At 52.7% G+C, this 13459-nt stretch carries 20 protein-coding genes; 4 read left to right on the top strand and 16 right to left on the bottom strand.

What is annotated here, in order from left to right:
• The first annotated feature begins 36 nt into the window (after positions 1 to 36).
• Complete coding sequence (locus L3069_RS13550) at positions 37 to 327, top strand: hypothetical protein (protein WP_038416274.1); 291 nt, start codon at positions 37 to 39, stop codon at positions 325 to 327.
• A gap of 45 nt (positions 328 to 372) precedes the next feature.
• Positions 373 to 813: a DUF3421 domain-containing protein gene (locus L3069_RS13545; RefSeq protein WP_022648495.1), complete on the top strand. Its 441-nt coding sequence runs from the start codon at positions 373 to 375 to the stop codon at positions 811 to 813.
• Positions 814 to 858: 45 nt separating this feature from the next.
• Here L3069_RS13545 and argS read toward each other — a convergent pair whose 3' ends face one another.
• Positions 859 to 2592: an arginine--tRNA ligase gene (gene argS / locus L3069_RS13540; protein WP_038416273.1), complete on the bottom strand. Its 1734-nt coding sequence runs from the start codon at positions 2590 to 2592 to the stop codon at positions 859 to 861.
• Between the two features lie 238 nt (positions 2593 to 2830).
• Between argS and L3069_RS13535 the strand changes: the two genes are divergently transcribed.
• Both L3069_RS13535 and cutC read left to right on the top strand, forming a co-directional pair.
• Positions 2831 to 3391 (top strand): VOC family protein, encoded by a 561-nt coding sequence (locus tag L3069_RS13535; protein ID WP_023306486.1) that lies wholly within the window; start codon positions 2831 to 2833, stop codon positions 3389 to 3391.
• A 78-nt stretch (positions 3392 to 3469) separates the two neighbouring features.
• Complete coding sequence (gene cutC / locus L3069_RS13530; protein WP_038416272.1) at positions 3470 to 4213, top strand: copper homeostasis protein CutC; 744 nt, start codon at positions 3470 to 3472, stop codon at positions 4211 to 4213.
• Positions 4214 to 4473: 260 nt separating this feature from the next.
• On the opposite strand, the gene cmoB is transcribed toward cutC, so the two are convergent.
• From cmoB to L3069_RS13455, 15 genes are all read right to left on the bottom strand, one after another.
• Positions 4474 to 5445, bottom strand: a complete 972-nt coding sequence (gene cmoB, locus L3069_RS13525) for a tRNA 5-methoxyuridine(34)/uridine 5-oxyacetic acid(34) synthase CmoB (protein WP_032648765.1) — start codon at positions 5443 to 5445, stop codon at positions 4474 to 4476.
• Positions 5442 to 6185, bottom strand: coding sequence for a carboxy-S-adenosyl-L-methionine synthase CmoA (gene cmoA / locus L3069_RS13520; RefSeq protein WP_038416270.1), 744 nt, complete (start codon positions 6183 to 6185; stop codon positions 5442 to 5444). Before cmoA ends, cmoB begins: the two co-directional genes overlap by 4 nt.
• Positions 6186 to 6225: 40 nt before the next feature.
• Complete coding sequence (locus L3069_RS13515) at positions 6226 to 6621, bottom strand: MAPEG family protein (RefSeq protein WP_003859737.1); 396 nt, start codon at positions 6619 to 6621, stop codon at positions 6226 to 6228.
• 51 nt (positions 6622 to 6672) lie between these two features.
• Positions 6673 to 7446, bottom strand: coding sequence for a DUF72 domain-containing protein (locus L3069_RS13510; protein ID WP_063857575.1), 774 nt, complete (start codon positions 7444 to 7446; stop codon positions 6673 to 6675).
• A complete protein-coding gene (locus L3069_RS13505; RefSeq protein WP_236901883.1) occupies positions 7425 to 8738 on the bottom strand; it encodes a site-specific integrase in 1314 nt (437 codons plus the stop codon). The genes L3069_RS13510 and L3069_RS13505 overlap by 22 nt, the downstream gene beginning before the upstream one ends.
• A gap of 55 nt (positions 8739 to 8793) precedes the next feature.
• Positions 8794 to 9030, bottom strand: coding sequence for an excisionase family protein (locus tag L3069_RS13500; protein ID WP_023294930.1), 237 nt, complete (start codon positions 9028 to 9030; stop codon positions 8794 to 8796).
• A gap of 62 nt (positions 9031 to 9092) precedes the next feature.
• Positions 9093 to 9425: a hypothetical protein gene (locus tag L3069_RS13495; protein ID WP_006811087.1), complete on the bottom strand. Its 333-nt coding sequence runs from the start codon at positions 9423 to 9425 to the stop codon at positions 9093 to 9095.
• The gene (locus L3069_RS13490) at positions 9418 to 9774 is read right to left on the bottom strand and encodes a hypothetical protein (RefSeq protein WP_045898565.1); all 357 of its coding nucleotides are present in this window, start codon (positions 9772 to 9774) and stop codon (positions 9418 to 9420) included. The genes L3069_RS13495 and L3069_RS13490 overlap by 8 nt, the downstream gene beginning before the upstream one ends.
• The gene (locus tag L3069_RS13485) at positions 9771 to 10190 is read right to left on the bottom strand and encodes a hypothetical protein (RefSeq protein WP_006811085.1); all 420 of its coding nucleotides are present in this window, start codon (positions 10188 to 10190) and stop codon (positions 9771 to 9773) included. The genes L3069_RS13490 and L3069_RS13485 overlap by 4 nt, the downstream gene beginning before the upstream one ends.
• A 1-nt stretch (position 10191) precedes the next feature.
• Positions 10192 to 10443, bottom strand: coding sequence for a Lar family restriction alleviation protein (locus tag L3069_RS27465; RefSeq protein ID WP_006811084.1), 252 nt, complete (start codon positions 10441 to 10443; stop codon positions 10192 to 10194).
• Positions 10443 to 11303 (bottom strand): ORF6N domain-containing protein, encoded by an 861-nt coding sequence (locus L3069_RS13480; RefSeq protein ID WP_023337029.1) that lies wholly within the window; start codon positions 11301 to 11303, stop codon positions 10443 to 10445. The genes L3069_RS27465 and L3069_RS13480 overlap by 1 nt, the downstream gene beginning before the upstream one ends.
• A gap of 12 nt (positions 11304 to 11315) precedes the next feature.
• On the bottom strand, positions 11316 to 11822 hold the full coding sequence (locus L3069_RS13475; RefSeq protein WP_232961391.1) for a hypothetical protein: 507 nt from the start codon (positions 11820 to 11822) through the stop codon (positions 11316 to 11318).
• A 186-nt stretch (positions 11823 to 12008) separates the two neighbouring features.
• The gene (locus tag L3069_RS13465; protein WP_032650068.1) at positions 12009 to 12419 is read right to left on the bottom strand and encodes a hypothetical protein; all 411 of its coding nucleotides are present in this window, start codon (positions 12417 to 12419) and stop codon (positions 12009 to 12011) included.
• The gene (locus tag L3069_RS13460) at positions 12400 to 12603 is read right to left on the bottom strand and encodes a hypothetical protein (RefSeq protein WP_016240231.1); all 204 of its coding nucleotides are present in this window, start codon (positions 12601 to 12603) and stop codon (positions 12400 to 12402) included. The genes L3069_RS13465 and L3069_RS13460 overlap by 20 nt, the downstream gene beginning before the upstream one ends.
• A gap of 136 nt (positions 12604 to 12739) precedes the next feature.
• Positions 12740 to 13399: a hypothetical protein gene (locus L3069_RS13455; protein WP_236901882.1), complete on the bottom strand. Its 660-nt coding sequence runs from the start codon at positions 13397 to 13399 to the stop codon at positions 12740 to 12742.
• Positions 13400 to 13459 lie beyond the last annotated feature (60 nt).

Below are 13459 nucleotides of genomic sequence, written 5' to 3'. Positions count from 1 at the left end.
TAAGATTCTTCTAATATTCATACAAGGAGTGATGCAATGGAAAATACAATAGGCGGTATTATCGTTAACCCTGCTGTAAATATGCATGCCGATAAAATGTCTGATGAACATATCAATATGTTCGACACGGTTTTCAAGGATATTGATGGTGCGGGTTATTTCCCACTACTGTATGTCGGAAGCCAGCTTGTGGCTGGCCAGTTCCATACCTTTATTGCGCTTCGCCGTTTTATCCATGCGGAAGGCCCGGAAAAATCACTGGTTAAGGTGATTATTTTTCAAAGCCTGAATAATGACTTTGCCATTCATTCAATTTCTGAGTTTTAATGATTTTAACTACGGATGATTATTTAGACTGAAAAGGACATCATTATGTGGAAATCAGCGAAAAGGGATGAGTTTATCCCATTGGACGCGCCTGTAGCAGGTTATGAAATAGGTGTTCCTGGTATCAAAGGACCATCTCCATTGTTTATTATTCGCGCAAAAGTGAATGGTGGGATTCATCCGGGGAAATGGGTGTTCGGCAATACGGCATGGGTCCCATGGGGAGGAAGAGAGCACTTTTGTAATGAATTTGAAGTTTACGTGGGCGCTTTAAAATGGGTAGACGTTAAGGATAAACATTTCCCACCGAATATGGTTGAGGCGGGACATGAAGCCAATGGCACTAAGCTCTACGTTGCCCGTGCAAAATTCGATAACGGTCTCTTTGTGGGTAAAGCTGGAAGTCACCTCAGCAGAGGTTGCTGCATCGGCTATAACGGCAGAGAGTATGAATTAGATACCTTCCAGGTACTCGTTCACGACTGATGGCGTTCATTTATAAAAAAACCCGGCAACCGCCGGGTTTCTTTTTTACATACGTTCTATGGTTTCGATACCCAGGGTATCCAGACCCAGTTTCAGGGTCTTCGCCGTCAGCTGCGCCAGCTTCAGGCGGCTGTTACGCACCGCTTCGCTCTCGGCGGTCAGGATAGGGCAGTGTTCGTAGAAGCCAGAGAACAGACCGGCCAGATCGTAAAGGTATGCACACATAACGTGCGGCGTACCGTCGCGCGCGACCACAGAGAGCGTCTCTTCGAACTGAAGCAGGCGGGCAGCCAGCTGTGCTTCACGGTCTTCGGTAAGGGTCACCGTGGCGTTCGCCAGCATGCTTTCGTCAATACTGGCTTTACGGAAGACGGAGAGTACGCGGGTGTAAGCGTACTGCATGTACGGCGCCGTGTTGCCTTCAAACGCCAGCATGTTGTCCCAGTCGAAGATATAGTCGGTGGTACGGTTCTTGGAGAGATCCGCGTATTTTACCGCACCGATCCCAACCGCGTTAGCCAGTTTCTCCAGCTCGTCAGCAGGCATGTCCGGGTTCTTCTCGGCCACCAGGCGACGGGCGCGCTCCAGCGCTTCATCCAGCAGATCGGAGAGCTTCACGGTGCCGCCCGCACGGGTTTTGAACGGCTTACCGTCTTTACCCAGCATCATGCCGAACATGTGGTGTTCCAGCGGCACGGAATCCGGCACATAACCCGCTTTACGCACGATAGTCCACGCCTGCATCAGGTGCTGGTGCTGACGGGAGTCGATGTAATACAGCACGCGGTCCGCATGCAGGGTTTCGTAACGGTATTTCGCACAGGCGATATCGGTGGTGGTGTAGAGATAGCCGCCATCCTTTTTCTGGACGATCACGCCCATCGGTTCGCCTTCCTTGTTTTTATACTCATCAAGGAATACTACCGTTGCGCCTTCGCTTTCCACCGCCAGGTTTTTGGCTTTCAGGTCCGCCACAATGCCCGGCAGCATCGGGTTATACAGGCTTTCACCCATTACGTCGTCGCGGGTCAGGGTCACGTTCAGACGGTTATAGGTAAGCTGGTTCTGGGACATGGTGATGTCCACCAGCTTGCGCCACATCTCGAGGAAGTACGGATCGCCGCCTTGAAGTTTCACCACGTAGCTGCGCGCGCGCTCGGCAAAGGCTTCGTCTTCGTCGTAGTGTTTTTTGGCTTCACGGTAGAAACCTTCCAGGTCTGCCAGCGCCATTTCGCCTGCGTTTTCCTGCTGCTGTTTTTCCAGATACGCAATCAGCATACCGAACTGCGTGCCCCAGTCGCCTACGTGGTTTGCGCGGATCACCTTGTGACCGAGGAACTCCAGGGTACGCACGGCCGCATCACCGATAATGGTGGAGCGCAGGTGACCGACGTGCATCTCCTTCGCCACGTTTGGCGCGGAGTAGTCAACCACCACAGTCTGCGCTTCTGGCTGAGCCACGCCCAGACGGTCAGATTTCAGCGCCGCGTCAACGTGGCTTGCCAGGAACGCAGGCTCAAGGAAAATGTTGATAAAGCCCGGACCGGCGATTTCGGTTTTGCTGGCGATGCCGGTGAGATCCAGATGCGTCAGTACCTGCTCAGCGAGCTGTCGCGGCGGCATGCCCAGTTTTTTAGCCACTGCCATCACGCCATTAGCCTGATAGTCGCCAAACTGTACTTTCGCTGACTGACGAACCTGTGGTTCGCAATCCGCAGGCGCACCTGCGGCAATCAGTGCCTGACTGACTTTTTCTGAGAGAAGAGCCTGAATATTCACCTGGATACCTTACGTTTTTGATGCGGGTAAAAAACACCCACGCCAGTTTAAGAATTTAGGGCGGGAGTATACTGCAAATGCCCTCGGGCGTCAGCCCTGCGGGGGGCGAAGATCGCTCAGAATCCAGGCGAAGACGGTATGCATAATCATGCAGTCGAAAAAACCGTGATTATGCGGTTGGTCGACAGAGGGCAACAGAGTAAATTAGCGGCTTTGCGACACGAAACGAGACTGACCTATGGCGAACTGGCACACCATTGACGAACTGCATGATATTTCCGCAGATTTACCGCGCTTCACCCAGGCGTTCACAGAACTTGCCACCCGTCTCGGGCTGGATATCGCGCCGCTTGAGGCCGATCACATCTCTTTGCGCTGCCACCAGAATGCCACCGCAGAACGCTGGCGGCGTGGCTTTGAGCAGTGCGGAGAACTGCTGTCAGAGAATATCATTAACGGTCGCCCGATTTGCCTGTTCAAACTTCACGCGCCGGTTACGGTGGCGCATTGGCAATTCACCGTTGTGGAACTGCCCTGGCCAGGAGAGAAGCGTTATCCGCACGAAGGCTGGGAGCATATCGAAATTGTTCTGCCTGGGGAGCCCGAGACGCTGAACGCCCGTGCGCTGGCGCTGCTGTCCGACGAGGGGTTAAGCCAGCCGGGTATTTTCGTCAAAACCAGCTCGCCAAAAGGTGAGCGCGAACGCCTACCGAACCCTACGCTTGCCGTAACGGACGGCAGCGTGACGGTGAAATTCCATCCCTGGACTATTGAGCAGATCGTCGCCAGCGAAGCGTAAGCACTGTGAGCGTCGATCCAGACACGAATCGGGCAACGTGCCACGATGGTACGTTGAGTGAAATTTAAGGAGGATGACATGGCGCTGCTGGAAATTTGTTGTTACAGCGTGGAGTGTGCCGTCACTGCACAACGGCAGGGGGCCGATCGCATCGAGCTTTGCGCGGCACCGAAAGAAGGGGGATTAACCCCGTCCTTTGGCGTGCTGAAATCAGCTCTTCAGGCCATCACCATTCCGGTGCACCCGATTATTCGCCCGCGCGGCGGTGATTTTTGTTATACGGCGGGTGAGTTCAGTGCCATGCTTGAGGATATCGCCCTCGTCCGTGATTCCGGTTTTCCGGGCCTGGTGATCGGTGTGCTGGACGAAGACGGAAACATCGATCTTTCGCGTATGCGCCAGGTCATGCGCGCAGCCCAGGGAATGGCGGTCACTTTTCATCGTGCGTTCGATATGTGTCAGGATCCGATACAAGCCTTTGATACGCTGGCAGAACTAGGCGTGGCGCGCGTTCTGACGTCGGGCCAGCAGCCCTCGGCTGAAAAAGGACTGAAATTAATTACGGAACTAAAAGCACATTCCGGTGTTCCAATAATCATGGCGGGCGCAGGAGTACGCGCCAGCAATCTGGAACTGTTTTTAAACGCAGGGGTGGAAGAGCTACACAGCTCGGCGGGTAAATGGATACCTTCACCCATGCGTTATCGCAATACAGGGTTGTCAATGTCGACGGATGCTGAAGCGGATGAGTACTCGCGCTACGGTGTGGATGGAGAGTCGGTTGCGGAAATGAAATCGCTGATTGAACGTCATCACGTGTAGCAACGTACCGATTTTTACCGCGCATCATGTCGCCCAATATGATGCTTGCTTGTACCAGGCCCCTGCAAATTACACAGGGGCCTTTTTTTCTCCTTCATATTTCAAGCCGCAGCCGCGTTGGCCGCCTCGCTCACCCCGGTCACTTACTGATGTAAGCTCCCGGGGATTCGCTGCGTTGCCGCCTTGCTGCAACTTGAACTATTTTGGAGAAAACGTGCGACGCGTAGGCCGGGTAAGGCGCAGCCGCCACCCGGCACAAACTACGGCTTGGTCGCAATCAATACCGCACGCATCGGGGCCGGATAGCCTTCGACGGTTTTGCTGTGGTCGTCCGGATCGAGGAACTGCTCCAGCGATTCGGTGATCATCCAGTCGGTGCGACGCTGTTCCTCAACCGACGTCACGCACACATCGGCGATGCGTACATCGACAAACCCACATTTCTCCAGCCAGTTCTTCAGCGCCAGCGCGGAAGGGATGAAGTAAACGTTGCGCATCTGCGCATAGCGATCGCCTGGCACCAGAACGGCATGTTCATCGCCTTCGATGACCAGCGTTTCCAGCACCAGCTCACCGCCGCTGACCAGCTGATCTTTCAGTTGCCAGAGATGCTCCAGCGGGGAACGACGGTGGTACAGCACGCCCATCGAGAACACGGTATCAAAGGCTTTCAGAGCAGGGAGTTGCTCGATACCCAGCGGCAGCAGGTGCGCGCGCTGGTCGTTACCCAGCAGCTTACGCACCGCTTCAAACTGGCACAGGAACAGCTGCATCGGATCGATACCGACGGCCAGATGCGCGCCTGCGCCGATCATGCGCCACATGTGATAGCCGCTACCGCAGCCCACGTCCAGAATGGTGCGCCCGGTCAGGTCGGATAAATGCGGCAGAACGCGATCCCACTTCCAGTCTGAGCGCCATTCGGTATTGATGTTCACGCCGTACAGCGAGAACGGCCCTTTGCGCCACGGCATCAGGTTACGCATCAGCGTTTCGATGCGGTTGATCTGCCCGGCCGGGAGCGGCTCTTCGCTCTCCGCCGTCACGCTGTGCAGTAAATCCAGACGATGAGGCGTCAGTTCAGGCAGAAACTCCACGGCGTTGGACCACTGCTTCAACAGACCATGCTGCTGATCGCGCTGCCAGGTGGCAATTTGCGCAGGCAGGGTTTCCAGCCAGTGGGAAAGGTGGTTTTTGGCAATCAGTTGATAGAAATTACCGAACTCGATCATGCTGTGTCTCCGGCTTTCAGCGCCACCAGAGAACCAAAATTAAAGCACTGGAACCACAGTTCGCTGTGTTCAAATCCAGCTTTGCGCAGGCGCGCTTTGTGTGTTTCAACGGAATCCGTCAGCATGACGTTTTCAAGCATGCTGCGCTTCTGGCTGATCTCCAGCTCGCTGTAGCCGTTTGCACGCTTGAAATCATGGTGCATATTGAACAGCAATTCGCCCACGCTGGCGTCTTCAAAGCTGAATTTCTCAGACAACACCAGCGCGCCGCCCGGGTTCAGACCCTGATAAATTTTATCCAGCAACCGCTGACGATCGTCCGGCACCAGGAACTGAAGGGTAAAGTTCAGGACCACCATCGAGGCGTTCTGGATGTCGATATCGCGGATATCGCCTTCCACCACCTCCACAGGCGTAGGGGCTTTATACGCGTCAATGTGGCGACGGCAGCGTTCAACCATGGCCGGTGAGTTATCGACAGCCACAATCTTGCAGCCTTCGTGATGAACGTTACGACGAATGGACAGCGTTGCCGCTCCCAGCGAACAGCCCAGGTCATAGACCTGCGTGCCGGGTTGAACGAAACGCTCCGCCAGCATGCCGATCATGGAGATGATATTGGAATAACCGGGAACAGAGCGCTGGATCATATCCGGGAAGACTTCGGCTACCCGTTCATCAAAGGTCCAGTCGCCCAGGCTGGCGATAGGCGCGGAAAAAAGCGTGTCGCGATCTGACATAACGTAAAAATCCGGGAAAAATAAAGGGGCATATTGTGCGCTAATGGAAGGAGAAAACCAACTCCCAAGGCATATACCAAAGGTTAGCCAGCACCATCAGCAAAAGCGAGCACCAGGTCGCGCTCATGCCGGAACGACGCCAGCGGATCAGGCGGTGGTGAAAACCATAATAATGCATCAAACGCCCTGCAATCAGCAGCAGCCCACAGACGTGCACCATCCAGGTTTCTGCGCCATCCATCTCCATTAACAGCAGTAAAATTAACGCGACGGGAATGTACTCGACCGCGTTGCCGTGGATCCGGATTGCGCTTTGCAGCTCAGAAAAGCCCCCGTCACCGTAGGAGACGCGGTACTGCATTCTCAGGCGCACAACATCAAATGAAAATTTAATCAGCAGTAATGCACCTAACACCGCATACAGCGCGCTGACCATACTAACTCCCTGTTTTTGGCAGATGGCACGTCTCTATGATAGGGGGTGATTTCAGAAAAGAGAAGATTGTTGTGGGATGGACGGCGCGGGGCCAACCGACGGAACCGCCTGCTGCAAGGCCTGCCAGAGAGCATCGACCAGTTCAGGTGCCTGGGCAATATCCGGCGTATGTAAAAACAGGTACGGGGTGGTGGTTTGCTCCCATTTCGCGAGCGTTTGCAGCCAGACGGCGAACATCTCCTCATTCTGTTGCATGTTATCGCTGCCGATAAACCGGACCATCGGGTTCTGCGCGGTAACAATGGCGTGAACCGGTACTTTCGGTTTTTTGCGCTGGGCATCAACAACGGCTTCGCTGTGCGGGATTGCGCTGTGCACGGGGCGGCTGTCGAGGATCACGCGGTTGACCGATCGTTCATGCAGGCCGCGATTCAGCGCTTTCTCCGCGTCGCCTTTGGCAAAGAAATCTGGATGCCTCACCTCCACACCGTACGTGAAATCGTGGGGCAGGGCGTCGAGAAACTGCCAGAGGGCTTGTAGATCGCGCGGGCCGAACGTGGCGGGAAGCTGGAGCCAGTACTGGCCAACACGGTTTGCCAGGGGCGACATCCGGGTGAAAAACTCGTGGGTTAAATCATCGCAGTTTCGCAGTGCGGCGTTGTGGGAGATGGTTGCCGGAAATTTGAAGCAAAAGCGGAAATCGTCGGTGGTTTGCTCGCGCCAGCGCTCGACGATCTCCGTGCGTGGCAGAGCGTACAGCGTGGTATTGCCCTCCACGCAGTTAACATGTCGGGCGTTATTAACTAACTTACTGATTTCAATAATGCTCTGGCGCTGCTATGTATGCTTTGGGGCATCTGTGGGGCAAAATCCGCGAGCCTCTGATTCAGCATTGCGATCTGCTCACTGCTGCTGTCTGCCATCCACGCACCGTATACGTTGAAGACCATCTGGGCGCTCGCATGGCCCATCTGACTGGCAATGAAGCTGGGGTTAGCGCCAGCTGACAGTGACCAGCACGCATACGTGTGACGCGACTGATATGCTTTCCTGTGCCTTATCCCTGCTCGCTTCATCGCTGCGTCCCATAAATCACCTATCGAGTCGACTTTGTAGATGATCCCCACCTGCTGACATCTTCTGACCAGTTGAGGGTTGAAAACAAATGTACACTCGTGGCTCTCAGTTCTGCCGTATTCGCGCAGCTGAACATCGATCTGATGCTTTTTTCCAAGCCTGGTCATTTCCGCCTGATTCCTCAGGACGCTGATCGCAGGCTGAATGAGGTGTATCACTCTGTTGGTACTGGCCTCAGTTTTCGGTAGAGTGAATTCACCCAGTTTTGTATAATTACGCCTGATTGTTATTGTTCCAGCTTCAAGATCGATATCCTCCCAGGCCAGGGAGGTCAGCTCCCCATGACGGACCCCTGTGTATACTGCGAGTGACCACAGGTTTTTCGTCTGCTGATGCCGGCATGCATCAATCAGGCGAATAAATTCGTCACGAGTTAGCGGATCTGGCTCTGCCCTGGCTTTTTTAAGAGGCTTTATCCCGTCGAATGGGTTCACCTCTAAGTAACCGTGATCTGCGGCAAACTGAAACATTCCGGCAATAGTTGTCATGTAATAATTTACGGTGACAACACTTCGTCCTTTTGCCGGGACCTTCCCATTCATTGGCATCTGGTTACCGGTCAGTAAATCTTTCCTGATATACAGTAATTCCTCTTTAGTCACCGCCGACACCAGCCGATTATCCCCGATCCTTGGCACCATATTCCTTGCGACTGACTCATAACGGTTGAGTGCGTTCGCGCAGATTTCCATTCTCTTCAGATCCAGCCACTTTTCGGCAAGCTCTGACACTGTAATTTCTTTCTTACCCACCCCAAAAGTCTTGAGGTTAGGGGAGTCCGGAAACTGTGCCGCGTACTCAAATGTGCCTGTTCTGATGGCAAAGCATACCGATGTCCGCAATTCCCCGGCGATCTTCCTGTTCTTAGCGGTGTCAGGGACACCGAGGCTCTCCCTGACACGCTTACCTTTGAAATTAAACCAGATGCGCAATGTGCCACCGTGGTTTTCGACGCCTGTTGGATATGTAACTTTATCCATTGATTCCTCCAGACGCCCAAGAGCGATATGAGATTACCTTTTTCATGGCCTCAGATCACCCAGGCTGTTTGTTTTTCATTGAGGCCACCCACGCATCGACCGCTTTACGGTTATACATGCACTCGCTGGAAGGTTTCGGATTTCCGTCCGGTGAAACGTGCACATATTCCCGCCCAACCATCCAGCATTCTTTTCTGGCCCGGAGGATGGTTCCGGGCTTGAGCCCGGTAACCGCAATCAGAACCTTTTCGCTAACCCAGTCATTCGGTACCAGAAGAACAACGTCGCTCATAATCACCTCACATCACACTCAGACCACGGCAGCGGCACCACGCATTATTCAAATCGACCATTTCACCCATTGGCGGCCTCCTTGCTAAATCCGGCGTTGATAACGCTTTTGGCTATTTCGCTGGCGGTGGCGTAGGCCAGCTCTCCATCCTCACCAATAACTGCTTTCATCAGCTCATTCTGGAGAACGCTGTCATAATCGCGGGGCCAGAAATCTGTCGGCATATCGAACGCCATGCAGTAGAAGAAGGTGTCGATAGTTATTTTGGCCGCCTCCTTCTCGCTCCTTTCGGGCTGGCGATAACCGGCCTCCCATAATGCATCGACTATCGCTGACGGATCGCTCTTTGCTGCCTTGATCAGCGCCACCAATTCAAACAAGTTGGATTCACTCACTGGCGGCCTCCAGCTTTGTTTCTGCGCGGTGTACGCAGCGCAGGAAAGAAGAGGGCGTGACAATCTCCCGCAGCTCTGCAATCAGATAGCTGTCACGCGTGTGATGCATCTGCCGGTTATGCTCTTTCTCCTGATGGCGAAGCACAGATAAACGAGCGGTGATGATTCGCTTCTTTTGCCCAATGGTCCGGCGGGCATTCTCTGCCCGCTTGCGCCAAGCCTGATCGGCATCATGCTTTAACAGTTGGCCGTCGATTGCGATAAGGCCTTCTTCGGCCAGCGCCAGCTGCTCGAGGCATTCCCCAATTGTGTTCAGGGAGTCGGTCTTGATCATTGCACGGTCCATCATTTCACCTCGCTGTCTGCGTTCGCCACGACGTTATTCCACCCGCCAAAACTATTAACCATCTCTCCCAGCCTTGAGAAACAGGCATTCATCCAGCGGATGCCCCTTGGGTTTAGAGCTGGCACAGTTCCCCAATCGACGAAGTCCGCATTGCTGCGATGCATATATTTGATCAGGTCCAGCATCCGGATGTAATGTGCACGGCGACGCTCCATACTCCATCCCTTATCAGCGAGGTACGAGTCGATGAATCCCTGTAATGCTGTCTGATTAAGCGAAATATCACCGTACTGGTGGCGATATACAGGGCGACGGTGCAGGCTGACCAAATGAAACAAGTAGGCATCACATACACATGTCAGAGCCTGCCGGTGGGCCAGCTCAATAGAGCCAGCCGGATTCCAGATATCATTATTCACTTCAGAAGCCCTCCGGCTTAATGATCTGAAATCGCCCCACTGATGGGTGCTCAAGAATTTGGTATGAATCTGTCGCTTCTTTCGGCCGTGGTGCTCGCTGGTTCCAGATGGCCGCAGCCATATCACGAGCTTGCGGAGCTAGACTCACACTGCAGCAATCGCAACGGACTACAAACATTGGCTCGCCTTCATAAAGCACAGAATCGAAATCTATTTCATCGTTGCCACAAAGTGGGCAAGGAAGCAGTTCCATTATTTGGCCTCCGGTGAATAAATCGCTTTGTCGTGGCTGTACTCGCCATTCCAAGTCTTTTTCATTGGCAGCTCACCTTTCATGTACAGCTGATACAGACGGTGACAGCCTTTCTCCAGCAGTACTGGCGTAAACTTCGTGAAAGCATCCTTGCCGTGCGGGGTGATCTGCGTCTGGTCTTCCGTCAGATATTTGTCGCGGGCATATGAGGCGACGCGCCAGCGCGGATCTTTCTCTGGGTCGCGTTGCTCGTTAAACACCCAGCCACGCTCGGACGCCCACCACATCATTTTGTTGATGTTGACGCCGTTCAGCGCCTTGCTGAATGCTGGGATCGTCATGCCTTTGGTGAAGTGCTTCTCCAGGCTTTCAACAGTGGCGCTGAGGGTCCTGGTTTCGAGTGCAGCGGCTTCGGCGCGTTCTTCGGCTTCAATTACCATCAAGGCAAGTTCTTTTCGGCTAAGTGTCAGCGGTGTTGCCGGCGTTGCAATAGAGGCGCGGCGGGTGAAATAAAACTCAGCCATATCGTCGTAGAATTCCCAGGACTGATCTGTCTCGAGAATTTTGGCGTGGTTAGCTGCACCGCGTTCAGTCCAAAGAGTCAGGGTGCGAGCTTTGCTTGAGATTTGCAGTCCGCTGAAAGAGTTGCGCAAAATTTCAACATCTCCGCCAGAAAGCTTGAAGTAATGTTTACCTTCAACGAACCGGGATTTGTTGCGGTTGAAGTTGTTGGTGATCATCTGCTCGGTTGCGCCATATCCTGCCGCCAGCTGTTCAGTGGTCACAACTCGCTGACCGCGATACTCGATGATCTGCAGGTCACGGGCCGCTACTGGTGCTAATTCTGCTTTCATTGCCATCTTCATTGCTCCTTAATGCAAAACGTGATTGGCTGGCATTGTTTTACCGGTGCGCAGCTGGGCAGCGAGATCTACAAAAATCTCGTCGAGAAACTCTGCGAACCACGAATGACCGACTTCTTTCAGGCGCTGATCGTTGGCGTAGTAGAACTGGTAAACCGCCAGATAGCGTTCCTCAGGCTTGTGCTCGATCAGTGCGCACTCCACATGCTTAATCAGCAGATTTTCAATAAGTTCCCGGGTTAAGCCGAAGGTAAACTCCTCGGTTTTAAACTGGTATTGCCCGTCACGGAGTCCCCAGCGGTTTTCGCAGCTGATGAGATAAAGAAGGGCGACCGTACCGCGCATGGACTGGACGACGGTTTGAGCCCACTCATGCTGCTCTTCTAAATTAAGGGAGCCCTTGCCATAGCGGTTTTCGTCAAGCATCCAACCAGGAATCGTTACGTCGGATTGCTTCTGGATTTCCTTCAGGCGAGCAACAAGCTGCTTCACGTTATCTTTTTCAAAGTCAGTCATCTGTCTTTCTCCCGGTTATAGGTTTCATGGCTCATTACTTCCCAGTTCTTGCCGCCATCGCGGGATAGTAGCCGCCAGCGGTGATTTACCTTCAGGCTCAGATTCCCGGTGCCGATCATGCGGCAGGGGTGAATCCTCCTCGCTCTGAACTGGCTTAAAACGTGTACCGCTTTGAGGTGAACCCACTCAGGAATTCGTATCGCTGTAAGTGCCATCAGATCCCCCCATTTCATGACCCTCCGTTTTCGGAGCCTCCACTTTTTGTTTTTTGACGAACTCGACCAGCTCAGAAATGAGCTCGTCGATTAACTCCTTCCCGCTATCCGTAAGGAATTCACCGCTGCCATTAACATCAACAGCGCTGCTGTAAATTCCCTTGATAGCTTTTACGCCTTCGACATTCCCGTACTCACTGATCGCAAGCCTTTCGAATTTTCTCAATAATCCATCGAGAAGAATCTCTGTTAACTCGACCGTGTTAATGCCGCCTTTATTGAGCTTAATAACAAGGCAGTTACTGCCTGTTTTACGCTGGTGGCGTAATAACGCTGCTTTTAAAATTCGGCGTCGGTAGGTTTCAATTACGTTGTTTTTCACGACGTTCAAACTCCGAATCCATCCACATTGAAACCTGAGCCGACAAGTCAAGGCAGAGGCCAGACAGAGAAATTATTTGCTCGATATCCATATCAATAATATTGGAGTTAATTAATTCCATTAATTGATACAGGTTATCTGCTGTGTTTTTTGCGGTTTCTAGAGAGCTGTCTTTACTGAGCATATTCAGACCCCGTAAGCTTTGCGCATGAAAAGGTTAGAGATATGGCGGTATTCCTCACCATAGGTCGCGAAGAAAAGCCGTGCTGTTTTGTATGCCGCTTTATCGATTAACATTTACTTACCCATTTAAAAGTTGGTTAACGTGGTTGAGTAAATCGCTGTTGCATTCCCGCTATTTTTTTCATCAGGCCTGCATGTAGTAGTGGGTGAATCTCATCACATGTGGGCTTCCAGTCCTTAGCCTGTTGCATCTTGGCTGTGTGCCAGGCTAAGTGGGCTTCCTGTGTGGTGTTGAAAAGCCCAAGGTGTGAAATCTTTCCGTTTACGTTGATTCGTGCCCGAAACTTACCGGACTGTTTATGCCAGATAACACCCTGTGGGTATTTCCCTCGTAAACGGGCGCGATCACCTGTAAATAAGTTAAGTGCTGGGGGAACAAATATGCAGTATTCAGGACCATATATCTTGTTACCAGGGTGTAGCAGGTCCTTATCTAGCACATATCCATCGCGATAATTTTCTTTCCAGAACGCCAGAAAGTTTGAGAATCGCAGCCACTCTTCGGCAACAGTACATCCGGCGTAACTGTGCTCTAACTGTTCTGTGTGCGGTTTGTAGCAGCGAGATAACATGCCGCTCCAACGACGGTGAGCGCTGTGGTGGCACATTATTCCGTCGATGATAATAGTGCTGGGGAATTCTACGTCATAATGACCAACACCATACTCCAGGCTTTTTAAATGCCTACGCCGCGAAACTTTTGATTCAAGAAGACTATCTATTTCAGATTGGTTCATTTCAATCTCCTCTGAAATTTGGTTGCACGTATCCCCACCAGGGATGGTGTGATTTAAACT

Origin of the sequence: Enterobacter cloacae complex sp. ECL411, assembly GCF_021869665.1 — a bacterium.
In the GTDB taxonomy this organism is placed as follows: domain Bacteria; phylum Pseudomonadota; class Gammaproteobacteria; order Enterobacterales; family Enterobacteriaceae; genus Enterobacter; species Enterobacter intestinihominis.
The sequence above is the reverse complement of the archived record's forward strand: the minus strand, read 5'-3'. Positions and strand labels throughout refer to the sequence as shown.

Excerpts from the sequence above, each read along its gene's own strand:
- L3069_RS13460 (WP_016240231.1), bottom strand. The coding sequence starts at position 12,603 with ATGCTCAGTAAAGACAGCTCTCTAGAAACCGCAAAAAACACAGCAGAT.
- cmoA (WP_038416270.1), bottom strand. The coding sequence starts at position 6,185 with ATGTCAGATCGCGACACGCTTTTTTCCGCGCCTATCGCCAGCCTGGGC.
- L3069_RS13550 (WP_038416274.1), top strand. The coding sequence starts at position 37 with ATGGAAAATACAATAGGCGGTATTATCGTTAACCCTGCTGTAAATATG.
- L3069_RS13535 (WP_023306486.1), top strand. The coding sequence starts at position 2,831 with ATGGCGAACTGGCACACCATTGACGAACTGCATGATATTTCCGCAGAT.
- L3069_RS13475 (WP_232961391.1), bottom strand. The coding sequence starts at position 11,822 with ATGACTGACTTTGAAAAAGATAACGTGAAGCAGCTTGTTGCTCGCCTG.
- L3069_RS13480 (WP_023337029.1), bottom strand. The coding sequence starts at position 11,303 with ATGGCAATGAAAGCAGAATTAGCACCAGTAGCGGCCCGTGACCTGCAG.
- cmoB (WP_032648765.1), bottom strand. The coding sequence starts at position 5,445 with ATGATCGAGTTCGGTAATTTCTATCAACTGATTGCCAAAAACCACCTT.
- L3069_RS13500 (WP_023294930.1), bottom strand. The coding sequence starts at position 9,030 with ATGAGCGACGTTGTTCTTCTGGTACCGAATGACTGGGTTAGCGAAAAG.
- L3069_RS13545 (WP_022648495.1), top strand. The coding sequence starts at position 373 with ATGTGGAAATCAGCGAAAAGGGATGAGTTTATCCCATTGGACGCGCCT.
- L3069_RS27465 (WP_006811084.1), bottom strand. The coding sequence starts at position 10,443 with ATGGAACTGCTTCCTTGCCCACTTTGTGGCAACGATGAAATAGATTTC.
- L3069_RS13505 (WP_236901883.1), bottom strand. The coding sequence starts at position 8,738 with ATGGATAAAGTTACATATCCAACAGGCGTCGAAAACCACGGTGGCACA.
- L3069_RS13490 (WP_045898565.1), bottom strand. The coding sequence starts at position 9,774 with ATGATGGACCGTGCAATGATCAAGACCGACTCCCTGAACACAATTGGG.
- L3069_RS13455 (WP_236901882.1), bottom strand. The coding sequence starts at position 13,399 with ATGAACCAATCTGAAATAGATAGTCTTCTTGAATCAAAAGTTTCGCGG.
- cutC (WP_038416272.1), top strand. The coding sequence starts at position 3,470 with ATGGCGCTGCTGGAAATTTGTTGTTACAGCGTGGAGTGTGCCGTCACT.
- L3069_RS13515 (WP_003859737.1), bottom strand. The coding sequence starts at position 6,621 with ATGGTCAGCGCGCTGTATGCGGTGTTAGGTGCATTACTGCTGATTAAA.